Source organism: Chromobacterium sp. INPA-IVC, from assembly GCF_059047085.1.
The window spans coordinates 162,243-179,650 of record NZ_JBTNLS010000003.1 but is presented as its reverse complement, the minus strand read 5'-3'; the positions used below and the strand labels follow the sequence as shown (position 1 = coordinate 179,650).

Annotated in this window: 16 protein-coding genes; 10 read left to right on the top strand and 6 right to left on the bottom strand. The window is 66.3% G+C overall.

What is annotated here, in order from left to right:
• The first annotated feature begins 37 nt into the window (after positions 1-37).
• From ACX17K_RS06240 to ACX17K_RS06225, 4 genes are all read left to right on the top strand, one after another.
• Entirely contained in the window at positions 38-910 is an 873-nt protein-coding gene (locus ACX17K_RS06240; protein ID WP_493774130.1) for a hypothetical protein, read from the top strand.
• A 14-nt stretch (positions 911-924) separates the two neighbouring features.
• Positions 925-1,251, top strand: a complete 327-nt coding sequence (locus tag ACX17K_RS06235) for a hypothetical protein (protein ID WP_046156793.1) — start codon at positions 925-927, stop codon at positions 1,249-1,251.
• A gap of 209 nt (positions 1,252-1,460) precedes the next feature.
• On the top strand, positions 1,461-4,697 hold the full coding sequence (locus ACX17K_RS06230; protein WP_493774129.1) for a transglycosylase domain-containing protein: 3,237 nt from the start codon (positions 1,461-1,463) through the stop codon (positions 4,695-4,697).
• A gap of 170 nt (positions 4,698-4,867) precedes the next feature.
• Positions 4,868-6,058: an MFS transporter gene (locus ACX17K_RS06225; RefSeq protein ID WP_493774128.1), complete on the top strand. Its 1,191-nt coding sequence runs from the start codon at positions 4,868-4,870 to the stop codon at positions 6,056-6,058.
• Positions 6,059-6,146: 88 nt separating this feature from the next.
• On the opposite strand, the gene cynS is transcribed toward ACX17K_RS06225, so the two are convergent.
• Complete coding sequence (gene cynS, locus ACX17K_RS06220; RefSeq protein ID WP_493774127.1) at positions 6,147-6,614, bottom strand: cyanase; 468 nt, start codon at positions 6,612-6,614, stop codon at positions 6,147-6,149.
• An 83-nt stretch (positions 6,615-6,697) separates the two neighbouring features.
• Positions 6,698-7,357, bottom strand: a complete 660-nt coding sequence (locus tag ACX17K_RS06215) for a carbonic anhydrase (protein WP_493774126.1) — start codon at positions 7,355-7,357, stop codon at positions 6,698-6,700.
• Positions 7,358-7,466: 109 nt separating this feature from the next.
• Between ACX17K_RS06215 and cynR the strand changes: the two genes are divergently transcribed.
• Positions 7,467-8,354: a transcriptional regulator CynR gene (gene cynR, locus ACX17K_RS06210; protein ID WP_493774125.1), complete on the top strand. Its 888-nt coding sequence runs from the start codon at positions 7,467-7,469 to the stop codon at positions 8,352-8,354.
• On the opposite strand, the gene ACX17K_RS06205 is transcribed toward cynR, so the two are convergent.
• On the bottom strand, positions 8,344-9,264 hold the full coding sequence (locus ACX17K_RS06205; protein WP_493774124.1) for a LysR family transcriptional regulator: 921 nt from the start codon (positions 9,262-9,264) through the stop codon (positions 8,344-8,346). The genes cynR and ACX17K_RS06205 overlap by 11 nt on opposite strands.
• Positions 9,265-9,432: 168 nt before the next feature.
• On the opposite strand from ACX17K_RS06205, the gene ACX17K_RS06200 reads away from it, so the two are divergent.
• Together ACX17K_RS06200 and ACX17K_RS06195 are read left to right on the top strand one after the other, a co-directional pair.
• Positions 9,433-10,641: a M20 aminoacylase family protein gene (locus ACX17K_RS06200; protein ID WP_231150663.1), complete on the top strand. Its 1,209-nt coding sequence runs from the start codon at positions 9,433-9,435 to the stop codon at positions 10,639-10,641.
• A gap of 13 nt (positions 10,642-10,654) precedes the next feature.
• On the top strand, positions 10,655-12,007 hold the full coding sequence (locus ACX17K_RS06195) for a DUF3100 domain-containing protein (RefSeq protein ID WP_343481812.1): 1,353 nt from the start codon (positions 10,655-10,657) through the stop codon (positions 12,005-12,007).
• Positions 12,008-12,237: 230 nt separating this feature from the next.
• On the opposite strand, the gene ctlX is transcribed toward ACX17K_RS06195, so the two are convergent.
• Positions 12,238-13,167, bottom strand: coding sequence for a citrulline utilization hydrolase CtlX (ctlX, locus tag ACX17K_RS06190; protein WP_493774123.1), 930 nt, complete (start codon positions 13,165-13,167; stop codon positions 12,238-12,240).
• Between the two features lie 189 nt (positions 13,168-13,356).
• On the opposite strand from ctlX, the gene ACX17K_RS06185 reads away from it, so the two are divergent.
• Complete coding sequence (locus ACX17K_RS06185; protein ID WP_231150666.1) at positions 13,357-13,779, top strand: Lrp/AsnC family transcriptional regulator; 423 nt, start codon at positions 13,357-13,359, stop codon at positions 13,777-13,779.
• 7 nt (positions 13,780-13,786) lie between these two features.
• Here the strand turns inward: ACX17K_RS06185 and ACX17K_RS06180 are convergent, their stop codons facing one another.
• Positions 13,787-14,176, bottom strand: a complete 390-nt coding sequence (locus tag ACX17K_RS06180; protein WP_493774122.1) for a hypothetical protein — start codon at positions 14,174-14,176, stop codon at positions 13,787-13,789.
• Between the two features lie 123 nt (positions 14,177-14,299).
• Positions 14,300-15,103, bottom strand: a complete 804-nt coding sequence (locus ACX17K_RS06175; RefSeq protein WP_493774121.1) for a PAS domain-containing protein — start codon at positions 15,101-15,103, stop codon at positions 14,300-14,302.
• 312 nt (positions 15,104-15,415) lie between these two features.
• On the opposite strand from ACX17K_RS06175, the gene ACX17K_RS06170 reads away from it, so the two are divergent.
• Positions 15,416-16,342 (top strand): 4-hydroxyproline epimerase, encoded by a 927-nt coding sequence (locus ACX17K_RS06170; RefSeq protein ID WP_493774120.1) that lies wholly within the window; start codon positions 15,416-15,418, stop codon positions 16,340-16,342.
• Positions 16,343-16,397: 55 nt separating this feature from the next.
• Positions 16,398-17,345: a dihydrodipicolinate synthase family protein gene (locus ACX17K_RS06165; protein ID WP_493774119.1), complete on the top strand. Its 948-nt coding sequence runs from the start codon at positions 16,398-16,400 to the stop codon at positions 17,343-17,345.
• Positions 17,346-17,408 lie beyond the last annotated feature (63 nt).

Sequence of the window (17,408 nt, the reverse complement as noted above, 5' to 3'; positions counted from 1 at the left end):
CGGTCCGGGCCGTCATCGTCCATCGCGGAGTCGCGCCATGCCCATTCCTTCATCCCTGTTGCCCGCCGCGCTGCTTCTGGCGCTGCTCGCCGGCTGCGCCGGCAGCGTCGACAGCGGAAAATTCATCGCTTTGCGGGACGCCGCCGTCCAGGTGAATCGCGGCGCCCAGGCGAGCTTCGACCAATTGCAGCGCGACGCGCGTGACAGCGCCGTGCTTGGCTATCCTGACCGCAAGGTGGGCGCGCAGGGCTTCCCGCTGGTGAACGCGCAGGGCGAAAGCTACGACCTGAGCGCGCCGCTGTCCCGGGTGGCTGCTGCGCTGGACACGCTCAGCTGCTACTCGGAAGCGCTGGCCAAGCTGGCGGACGGCGGCAAGATGGAGGACATAGACCGCGCGTCGCAGGATTTGGCGGCCAGCCTGCGCGGCCTGCCGGCCGGGACGCTGGACGCTCAGGCGGCGAATGGCGTCGCTGTCGCGGTGGACGCATTGGGCCAGGCCATGCTCGCGGCCCAGCGCCGCGAGGGCTTGCGCAGCGTGATGGACCGCGCCCAGCCCGGGCTGGACGCGTTGGCGCAGATGATGGGACGGGTGGACGAGGATTTGAAGCTCTATGTGCTCAATATCCGCTTGCGCTATCTGGGGCTGGTCAACCGCGACGGCGTGCGCCCGCCTTATCACAGCTGGGAGCGCTATCGCTTCGACCAGAAGGTAGCCGCGCAGCTGGCCGGCTACGACAGGCTGGAGCAGGCGCTGGACTCCACCGACAAGGCGGTGCGGGACTTCCCGGAGCTGCATCGACAGCTGCGCGCCAGCCTGGATCAGCCAGGCAAGCCGCTTGACCGCTTGCATGATTTCATCGCGGAGGCGCGGCGCCTGCGGGCGCTGTACCGCGATCTGCCGAATAGTTGACGAGGAGGCAAACCATGGACAGTCATGATCTGGCCGAGCTGCTGACCGGCCTGGCGTCGCGCCTGAACAACCTGATGGTGGACACCTCGGGCGCCGTCAGCCGCCAATGTTCCGATTTGCAGGAGACACTTACCGGCCAGGCTTTGGCGGCCATCGCCAAGGATCTGGACCATGCCACCGCCCAGTATGCCGCCGCCGTCAACGCGTTGACCGAAGCGACGCAGGAGGCGGACGCGGCCGCCGCGGCGCTGGATCAGACCGCGCGTTCGATCGAGGCTGTGGCCAAAGTGGTGAAGTTCGCCGGCCAGGCGTCCGCGCTGGCGGCGGGCGTGCTGGCCTGAGCCGAAGGGGCGCGCAGGGCGCGGAAGGCGCGTGTCGGCGCAAGGGAATTGTGAGTAGAGTTGTCCCGGGCTTGTAAAGCCGTAAGGCTGTCCGATAGTGAGATAAAGCCTGTCTGGCGCGCGATATCCGAGAGGATGCCGCCGGGGGCGGAGCGGCGGCGACATTCTCCAGTTCCTGCTAAGGGGGCGGCCCTGAGGGCCGACTGATCATGATAGACACTTCGGAAGCCAAACTCGGATTGGGCAAGGGCAAACCGTCTTCTTCCGTTTGGTGGGCGCTGGCCGGCCTTGGCATCGCATTGTTCGGCCTGGGCGCCTCGTTGCTGCTGAACGAAATCCACACATCCCACTTCCAGTCGATGTTCTTCAGCCGCGCCGGCCGCCACGCCACCTTCGCGGTGGAGCAGGGGCCGAGCAAGGAAATGCGTTTTCCCTCTCCCGGCGGCCCCTACGACCAGCGCATGGGCTATGTCGAGCTGCCGCGCTTCCTGCAGCGGCTGGGGCAGCGCGGTTACGCGATAGACGCCCAGGCCCGCCAGTCCCCCGACTTGATCAAGCTGACCGACCGCGGCGTCACCGGTCCGCTGCTGCCGCTGGGCCTGTTCCCGCCATACCGCGAGAAGGACCAGGCCGGGCTGCTGGTCCGGGACGGCTATGGCAGGCCCATTTACCAGTCGCAGTATCCGCAGCGGATATACAGTAATTTCGAATCGCTGCCGCGGTTGCTGGTGGCCGGTCTGCTGTACATCGAAAACCATACCCTGCTGGACGATGGCAATCCGCAGCAGAACCCGGCCATCGAATGGTCGCGCTTCGGCAAGGCGCTGGCCGACGAGAGCCTGCACCTGTTCCGCTCCGGCTACCACTCGGCCGGCGCCAGCACCCTGGCCACCCAGATCGAGAAGTTCCGCCATTCCCCCGGCGGCCGCACCGGCTCGCCCAAGGAAAAGCTGCGCCAGATGTTGTCGGCCTCGGTGCGCGCCTATCACAACGGCGAGGACACCACCGCTTTCCGCCGCCAACTGGTGGTGGAGTATCTGAACACGGTGCCGCTGGCGGCGCGCGCCGGTTTCGGCGAGATCTCCGGCATTGGCGACGGCATGTGGGCCTGGTATGGCCGCTCTTTCGACGAGATGAACCGCACGCTGGACAACGACTCTCCGCTGACGGTGGACGAGCAGGCCACCGTGTTCAAGGAGGCGTTCAGCCTGATGATTTCCCAGCGCGGCCCGTCCGCTTACCTGAATGGCGACATGAAGGTGCTGGAAGACCTGACCAATTCCTATCTGCGGCTGATGGCGCGGGACAAGGTGATCTCGCAGGAGCTGTGCGACGCGGCGCTGAAGGTGTCGCTGCGGCAGCAGAAGGAAAAAGTGAATCCGACGGTCAAGTCGCTGGTGGAGCGCAAGGGCGCCAACGCGGTGCGGATCAAGCTGGCCGGCATGCTGGGCATGCCCAGGCTGTACGATCTGGACCATGTCGATCTCGAGGTCAACAGCACGCTGGATTCGCAGCTGCAGCAGTCGGTCACCGACCACCTGATGAAGCTGCGCGACCCCGAGTACGCGAAGTCGGTGGGCCTGGGCGACAAGTTCCTGCTGCAGCAGGGCTCGCCGGAGGGCGTGACCTACAGCTTCACGCTGATCGAACGCACGCCGTTCGGCAACAAGGTGCGGGTGCAGGCCGACAATTTCGACCAGCCCTTCGACATCAACGAGGGCACCAAGCTGGACCTGGGCTCCACCTCCAAGCTGCGCACGCTGGTCACCTATCTGGAAGTGATCGCCGATCTGCACCGGCAATACGCGGGCCTGAGCCCTGAGGCGCTGGGCAAGATCAAGTCGGGCGAGCATGAGTCGGTGCTGCGGCGCTGGGCGATAGACTATCTGCGCCAGAGCGACGACCGCACCTTGCCGTCCATGCTGGCCGCTTCCCTGGAACGCAAGTACAGCGCCAGCCCGGGCGAGAGCTTCTTCACCGGCGGCGGGCGCCATACTTTCGAGAACTTCGACAAGAACGACAATGGCCGCATCCTGAGCCTGCGCGAGGCGACCCAGCGCTCGGTGAACCTGGTCTACATCCGGGTGATGCGCGACATCGTCCGCTACTACATGTATCCGGCCGGCTACGACGACACCCTGATGGGCGATAAGGAAGACCCGCGCCGGCGCGAATACCTGCAGCGCTTCGCCGACAAGGAAGGCAAGACCTTCATGGCCGGCTTCTACCACAAGTACCGCGGCAAGGATGTGAACCAGATCGACGCGTTGCTGGTGGAGAAGGCGCGGCGCAGTCCCAAGCGTCTGGCGGTGATCTTCCGCAGCATCCGCCCGACGGAAGATCAGCAGGCGATGGCGGCTTTCATCGCCAAGCACGCCAATCCGCCGGCCAAGCTGGAGCCCGCGACGCTGGCCAAGCTGTACGACGAGCTGGGCCCGGACCGCTTCAACCTGGCCGACCGCGGCTACCTGGCCGGGGTCCATCCGCTGGAGCTGTGGATGGTCGCCTATCTGCACGCGCATCCCGACGCGGGCTGGAGCGAGATGGTCCAGGCCAGCGCCGCCCAGCGCCAGGAAGTGTACCAGTGGCTGTTCAACAGCAAGCACAAGGGCGGCCAGGACAACCGCATCCGCCAGATCCAGGAAACCGACGCTTTCCGCAAGATACACGCGGCGTGGAAGCGGATGGGCTATCCCTTCGACTCCCTGGTGCCGTCCTACGCCACCGCGCTGGGCGCTTCGGCCGACCGGCCGGCGGCCCTGGCCGAGCTGATGGGCATCCTGTCCAATGACGGCGTCCGCCTGCCCACCGTCTACATCGACAAGATGCGCTTCGCCGAGGCCACGCCGTACGAGACTTCGCTGGCGCAGGCGCCGACGCGCGGGGTGAGGGTGCTGCCGCCGGAGATTCCGCAGCTGGTGCGCCAGGTGCTGTCCGAAGTGGTGGACAAGGGCACCGCCCACCGGGTGGCCGGTTCCTTCGACCGCAAGAAGGGCGAACACACGTTGATAGGCGGCAAGACCGGCACCGGCGACAACCGCTTCAAGACCTTCTCCCGCGGCGGCGGCTTGACCTCGGCGCGGGTGGTCAGCCGCTCCGGCGCCTTCGTGTTCTATATCGGCGACCATTACTTCGGCACCATCGTCGCCTACGTGGCCGGACCCAAGGCGGCCGATTACCGGTTCACCAGCGCCTTGCCGGTGCAGGTGCTGAAAGTGCTGGCGCCGACCTTGTTGCCGCGCCTGGACTACACCCCGCTCGAAACCAGCCGCGGCGCGGACAGCGTGGCGGAAGGGACGCCTGACGCCGGCCTGCCGCCGGGCACGCCCTTGTGCATGGTGCCCAGCATGGGCGGCATGTGCCAGTTGCTTCAGCAGCCGGAAATGAAGCCGGGGCCGCCGGCGAGCCAGGATGAGGCCAGGCGGGGAGGCCGCGGGCTTGCGTGACGGCGGCGCAAGTGATAAGTTAGGCGAACTATATCCGCCGTCAGGCGCAAGCCTGCGGCCGTAAGCGTTTACGTCAAGCAACGCACCCTAGCCACCCGGCCGTGGCGCGGTGCGTTGCCTTATTGAAGCGACCGCCGCGCGGGCCGGGATCTGCGCGGAGATCGCTGTTCATGTCTGAAGTCCTGTCATTTCCTCAAGCTTACCGCCGCCTGCTGGCCAAGACGGCGGCGTTGTTCCTGTCTTATCTGGCGGTGGCGATGTCGCTGCCGGTCACCTCCATTTATGTGATCGACCAACTGCATTACGGCAACGCGCTGGGCGGGCTGGCGGTGGGCATCACTTTCTTTTCCACCATCCTGACCCGCGGCTACGCCGGGCGCCTGTGCGATCAGCAGGGCGGCAAGGCCTGCATGCGGCGCGGGCTGTACCTGTACATGCTGGCCGGCGCGGTTTGCCTGGCTTCGTCCTGGCTGGCCGATCAGCCGGCCTTGGCGCTGGGCGTGCTGTTGTCCGGGCGCTTGCTGCTGGGTCTGGGCGAGAGTCTGGCCATCGTCGGCATGGCGGCCTGGAGCATAGGCCTGATGGGGCCGGCCCATTCCGGCAAGGTGATGTCGCTGGTGGGCATGGGAATGTATGGCGCTTTCGCCGCCGGCGGGCCTTTGGGGCTGTTGTTGTTCCAGCAGGCGGGCTTCCGGCCGCTGATGGCTACTTGCGCGTTGCTGCCGCTGGCCGGGTTGCTTCTGATCCGGCGGTTTCCGCGCATCGCGCCGCATGCCGGCCAGCGGGAGTCCTTCCTGCGCATCCTGGGGCGCATCGGCAAGCCGGGTGCGGCGGTCTTTCTGCAAGGGGTCGGCTTCGCCGGTTTGGGCGCCTTCTTCGCCTTGTATTTCTCCAGCCGGGGCTGGGCCTGGGGCAGCCTGGGCCTGACCGGTTTCGGCGTCGGCTTCGTGCTGGTGCGCGTGTTGTGCGGCCATTTGCCCGATCGCATCGGCGGCGCGAAGGTGGCGCTGGCCTCGCTGGCGGTGGAGGCCGTCGGCCAGTGGCTGATCTGGAGCGCGGCCACGCCGGCCGCCGCCTTGCTGGGGGCGCTGCTGACCGGCGTCGGTTGCTCCATGGTGTTCCCGGGCATGGGCGTGGAGGTGATCAAGCGCGTGCCAGCCCATCTGCGCGGCTCCGCGCTGGGCGGCTTCGCGGCTTTCCAGGATCTGGCCTATGGCTTGACGGGGCCGGTGGCCGGCTTGTTCGCCGACAGCTTCGGCTACGGCGCGGTGTTTCTGACCGGGGCCGTGGCGGCCATGCTGGGCATGGCCACGGTGGCGCTGATGCTGGCCGAGCGCGCGCCGGAGCCCGCGCGCGGCTAGCAGTAGCGCCGGTTCAGCCGCCGGCGCGATGCCGGCGGCTGCTGCGGACGCGGCTCGGGAGAGACCGCCGATCCGCCTGCGGGGACAATCAGAACGGCTTGGTCGGCAGGTACTTGCCGTCCAGCGTGATCACCGCGCGTTGGCCGCCGTCCGGGTCTTCCACTTTCTTGATGTCCAGCTTGAAGTTGATCGCGCTGATGATGCCGTCGCCGAATTGCTCATGCACCAGCGCCTTCAGCGTGGTGCCGTAGATCTGCACCATTTCATAGAAGCGGTAGATGGTGGGGTCGGTCGGCACGCCGCCCGGAATGCTGCCGCGCAGCGGGATGGTCTGCAGCAGCGTGACGGCGTCGTCGTCCAGTTCCAGACGGTCCGCCACCAGGCGGGCGGCCGCTTCCGGCAGCGCGTGCTGGCCCAGCAGCGCGGCGGTGGTGTAGGCGATGCTGAGGCCGGTGCCCTGGTTTATCTCCTCGAAGCTCAGGCGCTTGCGCGTCTTGGCGGCGATGATGGCGTCGGTCAGGGCTTGGCGCGGGGCTTGCTGGCATTGGGATTGCATATTGATTCTCCTTGCTTGGGATTGAGCGCGGCTGGCGGTGCCATGAAAGGCTGGCGCGCCGCCGCGCGGGGGATGGTTTTGGTTCAGGGCCGTTGGACGGCGCCGTCCAGCATGGCCGCCGTTTGCGGGCAATCTAGCAGCGGAACGAAGCGGCCTTGCTCCGGATCCAGGGCCTGGATGTCGCCGCTGGCGATGTCGTACATCCAGCCGTGCAGGCGCAGCCGGCCCTGCCTCAGCGCCAGCGCCACCGAGGGATGGGTGCGCAGATTGGCCAGCTGGGCGATGACGTTTTCGCGGGCCATGGCATTCACTTTGGCGTCGTGGCCGGCGTGCTCGCCGGCGTCGCTGATCGCCTTGGCGCAGTCGGCGTGGCGCAGCCAGCCGGCGACGGCGGGCATGCCCGTCAGATCCTTGTCGCAGGCGACGGCCGTCATCGCGCCGCAGTCGGAATGGCCGCAGACCACGATGTCGGCCACGCCCAGCGCGGCGACCGCGTATTCCACGGAGGCTGACACGCCTCCCGGCTCCTGGCCGTAGCCGGGCACGATGTTGCCGGCGTTGCGGATGACGAACAGCTCGCCCGGTTCGCGCTGGGTCAGCAATTCCGGCACCACCCGGCTGTCGGAGCAGGCGATGAATAGCGTGGCGGGAGATTGCGAGCCGGCGAGCCGGCGGAACAGTTCGGCGCGTTCCGGATAGGCCTCGCGCTGGAATTTGAGGGTGCCGGCGATGATGTCCTGCATGGCGGTTCTCCGTGTGGTGAAACGATGAACGGATGATGCGCCGCTTTTATTATTGGGTCCAAGACTGGTAAATTATGACTTTCATAGGAATAACCAATAGTTTGGGCTCATGCTGTTACGACACATCCGTTACTTCCTCGCGGTAGCCGAGCACCGCAATTTCACCCGCGCGGCCGAGGCGCTGCATGTTTCCCAGCCGACGCTGTCGCAGCAGATACGCCAGCTGGAAGAGGCGCTGGGCGCGGAGCTGTTCGACCGGAGCGGCCGCCAGCTGCGGCTGACCGACGCCGGCGACGCCTACCGGGTCTACGCCCGCCGCGCGCTGCGCGATCTGGAGGCCGGCAAGCGCGCCTTGCACGATGTGGCTTCGTTGCAGCGCGGGCAGCTGCGCCTGGCGATGACCCCGACCTTCGCCGCCTGGCTGGCGGGGCCCTTGCTGGCGCGCTTCCATCAGCGCCATTCCGGCATCGCGCTGATCGTGCGCGAGATGTCGCAAGAGGCGATGGAGGCCGGGTTGGCCGACGACGCTTTCGATATCGGCATTGGCTTCGCGCCCTCGGGCACGCTGGAGGTGGAGGCACAGCCCTTGCTGGACGAGCGCCTGGCGCTGGTGGCGGGAGAGGGGCACCCGCTGGCGGGGAGGAGGGAGGCCTTGTCCCTGGCGGAGCTGGAGGCGATGCCGCTGGTTTTGCTGAGCGCGGATTTCATCACGCGCCGCCATGTCGACGACTACTGCCTCCGCCACGGCATCCGGCCCAGGGCGGCGATCGAGGTGAACGGCATGGGCGCGGCGGTGGAGGTCATCCGCCACGGCGGCTTGGCCGGCATCCTGCCCGCGGCCGTCGCCGCCAGCCAGCCAGGGCTGGTGGTGCTGGCGCTGGAGCCGGCCTTGCCGGGGCGGCAGGCCGCGCTGTTGACCAAGCGGGACGGCTATCGCAGCGCCGCCGCCCGCGCCTTCGCGGAACTGGCGCGGAGCTTCGCGGACGCTACGGCGTAACGGCGCCGTCGCGGAAGGCCGGCATGGAGCCGGCCAGCATCTCCAGCAGCCTGGCGGCGGCCGGGCTTTGCCGCCGGCCCTGATGGGTGATCAGGTGCACCTCGGCCCGCTGCAGATTGCGCTGTTCGATCGGAATGGCCAGCAACTGGCCGTTTTCCAGCTCGCGCCGGACTGCGAAGAGCGGCTGCACCGTCGCCGCCTGCCCGGTCAGCGCGTATTCAATCATCACCCGGTAGGAATTGGTGACGATGGCCGGTTCCAGCTGGCATTGTTCGGCCCGCTCCGCGTCGCGCAGGATCTGCCGCACGCCGAAGCTCACGTCCGGCAGCGCCAGCTTGTGCCGCGCCAGCTCCTCCAGGCCGATGGGGCGTTTCGCCCGCGCCAGCGGGTGATTGGGGGCTGCCACCGCGTACAGCGGCTGGACCGAGCTGCGGTGCACCCTCAACAAAGGGTTGGGCGCGGTATAGAACACGATGCCGATATGCGCCCGGTCCTCCAGCACCGTGCGCACGATGTCGTTGGTGCCGCGGATGTCGATGCCCACCGTGATCTGCGGGTAACGCTGGGAAAACGGATGGATGGCTTCGATCAGATCGCTGATCACGCCGCCGCCGGTCACCACGGACACGTGGCCGCGGTGTATGCCTTTCAGCTCGCGCAGCGCCGTCATCACCGCTTCCTGCTCGCTCAGCTGCTTGCTGTGATAGTCCAGCAGCAGCCGGCCGGCCTCGGTCGGCTGGAAGCCGCGGCGGTGGCGTTCGAACAGCGTGGCGCCCAGTTCCATCTCCAGCTGGCGGATCTGCCGGCTGACCGCGGAAGCGGCGATGTCCATGCGGTCCGCCGCCGCGCGCACGCCGCCCAGCCGGGCCGCTTCGAAGAAGTAACGGACGCGCTGATCATTGAACTCCATGTTTCATCCTGATTAGTTGTGTTGCCTTAAAGGCAACAAAGAAACCATTCTATGATGTTGGAGAATTGTTTGTCATTTGCTTACAATCGCCGCTCATAATGACAAGGTACTTTCGCGGTGTGGTTATTCAGTCCATTGGACTTGGCTGCCGCGAATCGGGAGAAGGGTATGCAGGCAGACAGGCAAGGCCGGTTGGGCGGATTCGCGATGCTGTCCGATGCCGCCGTGCAGGACATGGCGGCATGGCGGCAGGATCTGCACCGCCATCCGGAAACCGCGTTCGACGAGCACCGCACCGCGGGCAAGATCGCTGCTTTGCTGCGCAGCTTTGGGCTGGAGGTGGCGACCGGCATCGGCCGCACCGGCGTGGTGGGCACCTTGCGCGCCGGCGGCGGCGAGCGCTCCATCGGCCTGCGCGCCGACATGGACGCGCTGCATCTGCATGAAGAGGGCGACGCGCCTTACCGCTCGCTGCACGCCGGCCGCATGCACGCCTGCGGCCACGACGGCCACTGCGCGATGCTGCTTGGCGCCGCCAGGCATCTGGCCGAGAGCCGCGCGTTCGACGGCACTGTCCAGTTCATCTTCCAGCCGGCCGAAGAGAACGAGGGCGGCGGCCAGGAGATGCTGGAAGACGGCTTGTTCGAGCGCTTCCCGGTGGACGGCGTCTACGGCATGCACAACTGGCCCGGCCTGCCGCTGGGGCAGATGGCCATGCATCCGGGCCCGATGATGATGGCCTTCGACCTGTTCGAGATCCGCCTGCGCGGCCAGGGCGGCCACGCGGCGATGCCGGAGCGCACCCGCGACGTGGTCGCGGCCCAGGCCCAGCTGGTGACGGCGCTGCAGAGCATCGTCAGCCGCAACGTCGATCCGCTGGATTGCGCGGTGCTGTCCGTCACCCAGGTGGAAGCGGGTTCCACCTGGAACATCATTCCCGAGCAGGCGCTGCTGCGTGGCACGGTCCGCTATGTCAATCCCACGGTGCAGGCGGTGATAGAGAGCCGGATGCGCGCGCTGGTCGACCACATCGCGCTGGCGATGGGCGTGGAGGCGGAAATGGACTACTGGTACCGCTATCCGGCCACCATCAACGCCGAGGCGGAAACCTGGCGGGCGGCCGACGTCGCCGCCGAATTGCTGGGCGAGGCGAACGTGCGCACCAATATGCGGCCGTCGATGGCGTCCGAAGACTTCGCCTTCATGCTGCAGGAGCGTCCCGGCTGTTATGCCTGGCTGGGCGTGGACGGTCCGGCGCCCAGCGCGGGGCTGCACAGCCCGCATTACGATTTCAACGACCAGGCGCTGGCGATAGGCGCGGCGTACTGGATCAAGCTGGTGGAAACCACGTTGGCCCCCGCGGCCGCAAAACAATAACGGGAATAAAAGCATGGCGCATGCGGGTGTTGGGCAATTGCAGGGCGGCGGGGTGGCTGCGGGCGCGGGATTCAACCGTCTGGCCCACCTGATGGCGATAGGCATCGTGATCGTCGCCGAACTGATTTACGTGCAGAAGTTTTCGGTGGGCAAGGGCAGCATCATCCTGCTGCCGCTGCTGTACGCCTTCGTGCTGGGCATGATGTGCAACCCGGCTGTCAATCCGCTGGCCGGCCGCTGGGTGAGCCGCGACGTCAGCGCCACCCTGAGCCAGGTGATCATCATCGCGGTGCTGCCGCTGGTGGCCAAGCTGGCCACGCTGCTGGGGCCGCAGTTCCAGGCCATCGTCGCCGCCGGGCCGGTGCTGATCTTCCACGAGCTGGGCAATGTCGCCACCGCGCTGGTGGCGATGCCGGTGGCGGTGCTGCTGTTCCGCATGGGCCGCGAGGCGGTGGGGGCAACGTTTTCCATCGACCGCGAACCCAATATCGCGGTGATCTCCGAACGCTACGGCCTGCGCAGCCCGGAAGGCATGGGCGCGCTCAGCGTCTACGCGATCGGCACCATGTTCGGCACCATTTTCTTCTCGCTGATCGTGCCGGTGGTGCACTCCTGGAACCTGTTCAGCGACAAGGCGCTGGCCATCGCCTGCGGCGTCGGCAGCGGCAGCATGATGGCCGCCTGCGCCGGCACGCTGATCACCGCCCTGCCGGAGCAGAAGGACACGCTGATGGCGCTGGCGGCGGCCAGCAACCTGCTGACCACCACCACCGGCGTGCTGTTCGGCATCTACGTGGCGCTGCCGTTCGCCAACAAGCTGTACGCGCTGCTGAGCCGCCTGCGCGCGCCCCGGCCGCAAGCCGCCATCCGGATGGACGCCGCCGATGCCGAGCTGCTGAAATCGGAAGAGCCCGAGCTGGGGCTGGGCGCTTTCGCCGCCAACCTGCTGATGGCCGGCGCCATCATCGTGCTCAGCCATCTGATCGGCCCCAAGAAAGAGCTGGCCGCGGTGCTGCCGGGCGTGGCGATGGTGCTGGGCATCTGTTTCGCCAGCCGCCTGCTCAACCGCTGGCTGCCGCTGAAGATCCCGACGCTGATCTGGCTGTCCATCCTGGGCGTGCTGGCCAGCCTGCCGGGCCTGCCCGGCGGCGAGTGGCGCAACCAGTGCTTCAGCCAGGTGGACGTGCTGGCCTGCGCGACGCTGGTGCTGGCCTACGCCGGCTTGGCCGTGACCCGGCGCGAAGCGGCCATTTTCAAGCGCGACGGCCTGCGTCTGCTGGTGATCGCCATCCTGGTGTTCAGCGGCACCTTCCTGGGATCGGCCTTGGTCAGCGATATTCTGTTTTCGTTGAAATTTGGACACTGATTGCCAAATGATCGGCTTAAAATTCAGTAAAGTTGCCAAATTCAATGTAATAGCTTTGTGAACAATCAAGCTTTTCTTAATAAAAATTAAGTCAAGCAAGCTTGCTAAAGAATGCCTATGTGCTAAATTGTTATGAATGGAATGATCATGTTCATGACATTCAACCATCTACCCCTTTGCGGCCGCCTCGTGCGGCCTTTTTTCTTGTCGGCCGGCGCCGGCGACATCGGCTAGGGTTGAGCCACGCTTCGGCGCGGCAGGAAAATCTCCGCCACCATGCAGCGCGCGCCGCCGCCGCCCAGCCGCTCTATGGTGTCGATCGGCGCCAGCGCGATGCGGGCCTCGCTGGAGAGCAGGCCTTGCTGTTCCGCCGTCAGCGCCTCCCAGGCCTGGCGCGACAAGGCGAACACCGGCGCGCCGTCGGCGGCGGACAGCTCCAGCATATTGCCGGCGAAGCATTCCAGCTGGCGGTAGTCGATGTCGACGACGCGCTTGCCGCCTTGCTCCAGCGAATGGCGCAGCGCGCGGCGCTCGCCGGCGTCGGCCACCGATTCCAGGCAGACCACGGCCAGCGCGCGGCCCACGCTCATCATCACATTGGTGTGGAAGATGGGTTTGCCGACGCGGTCGGCCGCGCCGAACCAGAACGGCCGGTAGCCGATTTCCCGCTCCACCGCTTCCATCACCCGCTCGCTGCTGCGCGTCGAGCGGCAGACATAGGCGACGCGGGCCGAGTGGTCGAACACCATGGAGCCGGTGCCCTCGTGGTAATGGCCATCGCGCTCGAAAGGGCTGAGGTCGACCGCGCGGCGCAAATCGAACTGTTTTCCGATGGCGTCCAGGATGTCCTGGCGCCGTTCCTGCCGGCGGTTTTCCGCCTCCATCGGGTAAATCAGCGCCCGGCCGTCGGCATGCAGGCTCAGCCAGTTGTTGGGAAAGATGGAGTCCGGCGTGTGGGGCTCATGGGTGTCATCCACCACCAGCACATTGACGCCGCAGGCGCGCAGCGCGTCGACATAGGCGTCGAATTCGGCCAGCGCGGCGCGCTGCGCCTCGGCGGCGTCCCGTTCCCGGTTCTGGAAGGCGTTGCTGGCAGTGGTTTGCGGGTTGGACAGGAAGCGGACCGGCCGGATCATCAGAACGTCGCTGGTGGTTTGCATGCCTTTTCATCCTAGGGGAGGCGGTGGGTAAGGTGTCCGTCTTGATCCGCGGCCATTGATTGAGCCGGTATTGATGCCGATCAAGAATGGTCGATATTGTGCGCCTCCGGATTGTCGTCAAAAAGCTGGCAAACCTTACAGAATTTTCATATTGTTTTACAAATTGATGGGTTTGATTGACGATTTGGCATGAACGATACCGACAGGCAATTACTGGCGCTGCTGCGCGACGACGCGCGGATATCCGTCACCGCGTTGGCGGAGAAGCTGAGAGTGTCGCGGGCGACGGTGCAGCATCGCATCGCCAGGCTGGAAGAGAGCGGGGTGATCGTCGGCTACACGGTGAAAGTGAAGCCGGAGGCGGAAGCCAGGCGCATCCGGGCATGGATGTGCATCTCGGTGGAGGGCAACAAGGCCGCCGCGGTGATGCAGGCGCTGCGCGGCGATCCCAGCGTCCACGCCTTGCACTCCACCAATGGCCGCTGGGACATCCTGGCCGAGCTGCGCGCCGATTCGCTCGAGCAATTCGACCGGGTGCTGGGGCGCGTCAGGCTGATTCCGGGCATTTCCGCCAGCGAAACCAGCATCTTGCTGTCCACGCACAAGGCCTAGCGGCCGGTTATTTGGCCTGCGGCTTTTCCTGGTAGCAGGTGGTTTCCAGCAGGGTGGGCAACAGTTTGTCGGCGGCGTCGCGCCCCAGCGCGAATTGAACCTTGCCGGTGTTGATCACGGCCCGGACTACCGGAGCGCTGACGGGCACGTCGTTGATCACCACCACCATGCTTTGATTCAGGAAGTCGCCGGTGGCCTGCTGCAGGCGCGCGGCGGCTGGCTTGTTGAGCGTGGCGCTCAGGGAGAGGTTGTCGCGCTGGATGTTCAGGCTGCTTTCGGTGAAATCGCAGGCGGAATCCAGACGCAGGATGTTGCCGGTGATGACGGGCTTGCTTGGCGCATCGGCCATGGCCGCGGCGGAAATTAGTAGGGCGGCGGCGGGCAGGAGAAACTTCATCAAACGCTCCGTGTTCAGTGATGGATCACCGCATTATGACCGAGGCCGCCGCCAGAGGTTGCGTGGACTTGCTGTCAGACCCACGGCCGGACAAGCGCAGCCGGTCTCAGAACCCCGCGCTGGCTATTCAGCATCCGAAGCCGGCCCGGCATCGCTCTTGCCCAGCTGCTGGCGGTACTGGCGCGGCGTCAGGCCGGTCAAGGCCTTGAACTGCCGGCTGAAGGCGCTGTGATCGGCATAGCCGCAGCGTAGCGCCACTTCGGTGATGGCCATGTCTTCATGCAGCAGCCGGTGCGCGTGTTCCAGCCTGGCCTTGTGTATCATCTGCCGCGGCGACAGGTGGAACACCTTTTTGCAGTAGCGCTCCAGCTGGGCGGCGGACATGCCGGCGATGCCGGTGAGCTCCGCCATGGTGACCGGCTGGCTGAAGTTGCGGCGAATGAACTCGTCCACCGCCACCAGGCGTTTGTACGCCGGGTGGGTTTTGCTGGCCGCTTGCAGGTCCAGCGAGATGCCTATCAGGCCGATGATTTCGTCTTGCCGGTCGCGCAACGGCCACTTGTAGGTCAGGCACCAGCCCGGCTCCCGGTTCTTGAACAGATGCAGTTCCAGCTGGCTTTCCAGCACCAGGCCGTCCTGCAGCACCTTGAGATCCTGCGCCGTATACGCCGGCCCCAACTGGGCCGGGAACACTTCCGCGCTGGTCTTGCCCAGCAACGGCCGCAAATCCCTCAGTCCGCAGCGCTGCACCAGCGTCTGGTTGGCGCAGAGATAGCGCGCCTGCCTGTCCTTGATGAAGATGGCCGCATTGGGGATCAGGTCCAGCACCGGCAACAGCGGGGCGATGCCCGCCAGCAGCTGGTCTATCGTCGCCGGGCGGATTTCATCCCGCCAGCGGGCGATTTTTTCCACGGTCTCGCTCGTCATCCCTCCCGCCTTTCTTGGCGCGCCAAGCGCCGCGCCTGGCCGTCGGCGTCCGACGCCGCCTCGCCATCCCGAATGCTCTGCCGCCCGGCCAAGCATCAAGCCTATCCCGCACGTCAAGCCCTCTGAAACGAAAACTATGCCGATTTCGTCATCGCAACTGATGATAACCATCAAGATTGTCGGCGACAACGCAGCCATGCTAGCGGGGTGGAAGCGAATACCGGCGCGGCGAGGAGATTCAATGGAATCAACGGCCTGCGAGACGACGGCGCGGTCGGCCGGACTGGATGGGGTTTGAAAATGGACAAGCGAATGAAACAGATGGAGATCATCGATTCCCACACCGGGGGCGAACCCACCCGGCTGGTGCTGAGCGGATTTCCCGCGCTGGCGGGGGCCTCCATGGCGGACAAGCGCGATGAATTGCGCGAGCGGCACGACCAATGGCGCCGCGCCTGCCTGCTGGAGCCGCGCGGCAGCGATGTGCTGGTGGGCGCGCTGTGTTGCGAGCCGGTTTCGCCCGACGCCGCCTGCGGGGTGATCTTCTTCAACAACACGGGCTACATCGGCATGTGCGGCCACGGCACCATAGGCCTGATTGCCTCCTTGCATTACCTGGGGCGCATCGCGCCCGGCACCCACAAGATCGACACCCCGGTGGGGCCGGTGGACGCCGTCTTGCATCAGGACGGCGCGGTGACGCTGCGCAATGTGCCGGCCTACCGCTACCGCAGGCAGGCGACAGTGGAGGTGCCCGGCCATGGAACGGTGGCTGGCGACATCGCCTGGGGCGGCAATTGGTTTTTCCTGGTGGCCGAGCATGGCCTGAGCGTGCGGCTGGACAATGTCGAGGCGCTGAGCGCGTTCAGCTGCGCCACGATGCAGGCGCTGGAGGCGCAGGGCATCACCGGCGCCGACGGCGCGCGCATCGATCATGTGGAGCTGTTCGCCGATGACGAACACGCCGACAGCCGCAACTTCGTCATGTGCCCCGGCAAGGCCTACGACCGTTCCCCCTGCGGTACCGGCACCAGCGCCAAGCTGGCCTGCCTGGCCGCCGACGGCAAGCTGGCCGAAGGCGAAGAGTGGGTGCAGGCCGGCATCACCGGCAGCCGCTTCATCGGCCGTTACCAGCGCGAAGGCGACTTCATCCGCCCCTACATCACCGGCCGCGCCCACATCACGGCGCGCGCCACATTGCTGATCGACGAGCAAGACCCCTTCGCGTGGGGCATCTGAGCCCGCGCCTCTCGTTACCTTTACCACCTGAATGAATGCCGCAAGGAGCAAGACAATGAGCGATAACATTTTCACCGGCTGCATCCCGGCGCTGATGACCCCGTGCACAGCCGATCGCCAGCCGGATTTCGACGCGCTGGTGGCCAAGGGCAAGGAGCTGGTATCCCTGGGCATGAGTGCGGTGGTGTACTGCGGCTCGATGGGAGACTGGCCGTTGCTGAGCGAAGCCCAGCGCCAGGAGGGCGTGGCGCGGCTGGTGGCCGCCGGCGTGCCGACCATAGTCGGCACCGGCGCCGTCAACACCCGCGAGGCGGTTTCCCATGCGGCCCACGCCGCCAGGGTGGGCGCGCATGGCTTGATGGTGATCCCGCGCGTGTTGTCGCGCGGCGCGTCGCCGGCCGCGCAAAAGGCGCATTTCTCGGCCATTCTGGCTGCCGCGCCCAAGCTGCCGGCCGTGATCTACAACAGCCCCTATTACGGCTTCGCCACCCGCGCCGACCTGTTCTTCGAGCTGCGCCGCGCCTATCCCAATCTGATCGGCTTCAAGGAGTTCGGCGGCGCCGCCGACATGCGCTACGCCGCCGAGCACATCACCTCCCAGGATGACGAAGTCACGCTGATGGTGGGGGTGGACACCCAGGTGGTGCACGGCTTCGTCAATTGCAACGCCACCGGCGCCATCACCGGCATCGGCAACGCGCTGCCGCGCGAAGTGCTGCACCTGGTGGCACTGAGCAAAGCGGCAGCCAGGGGCGATGCCGCCGCCCGCCGCCGTGCCGGCGAGCTGGAATCGGCGCTGGCCGTGTTGTCCTCCTTCGACGAGGGCTGCGACCTGGTGCTGTATTACAAGCACCTGATGGTGCTGAACGGCGACAAGGAATATGCGCTGCATTTCAACGAGACCGACGCGCTGAGCGCCGCCCAGCGCCGCTATGCCGAAACCCAGTACGCGCTGTTCCGCGAGTGGTACCGCAACTGGTCGGCCGAGCAGAACGTCGCCTGATATCCCATCCCCGCCGCGCCATTGCGGCGCGGCAGTTTAATGGACGCCGCGAACAAACCCTCG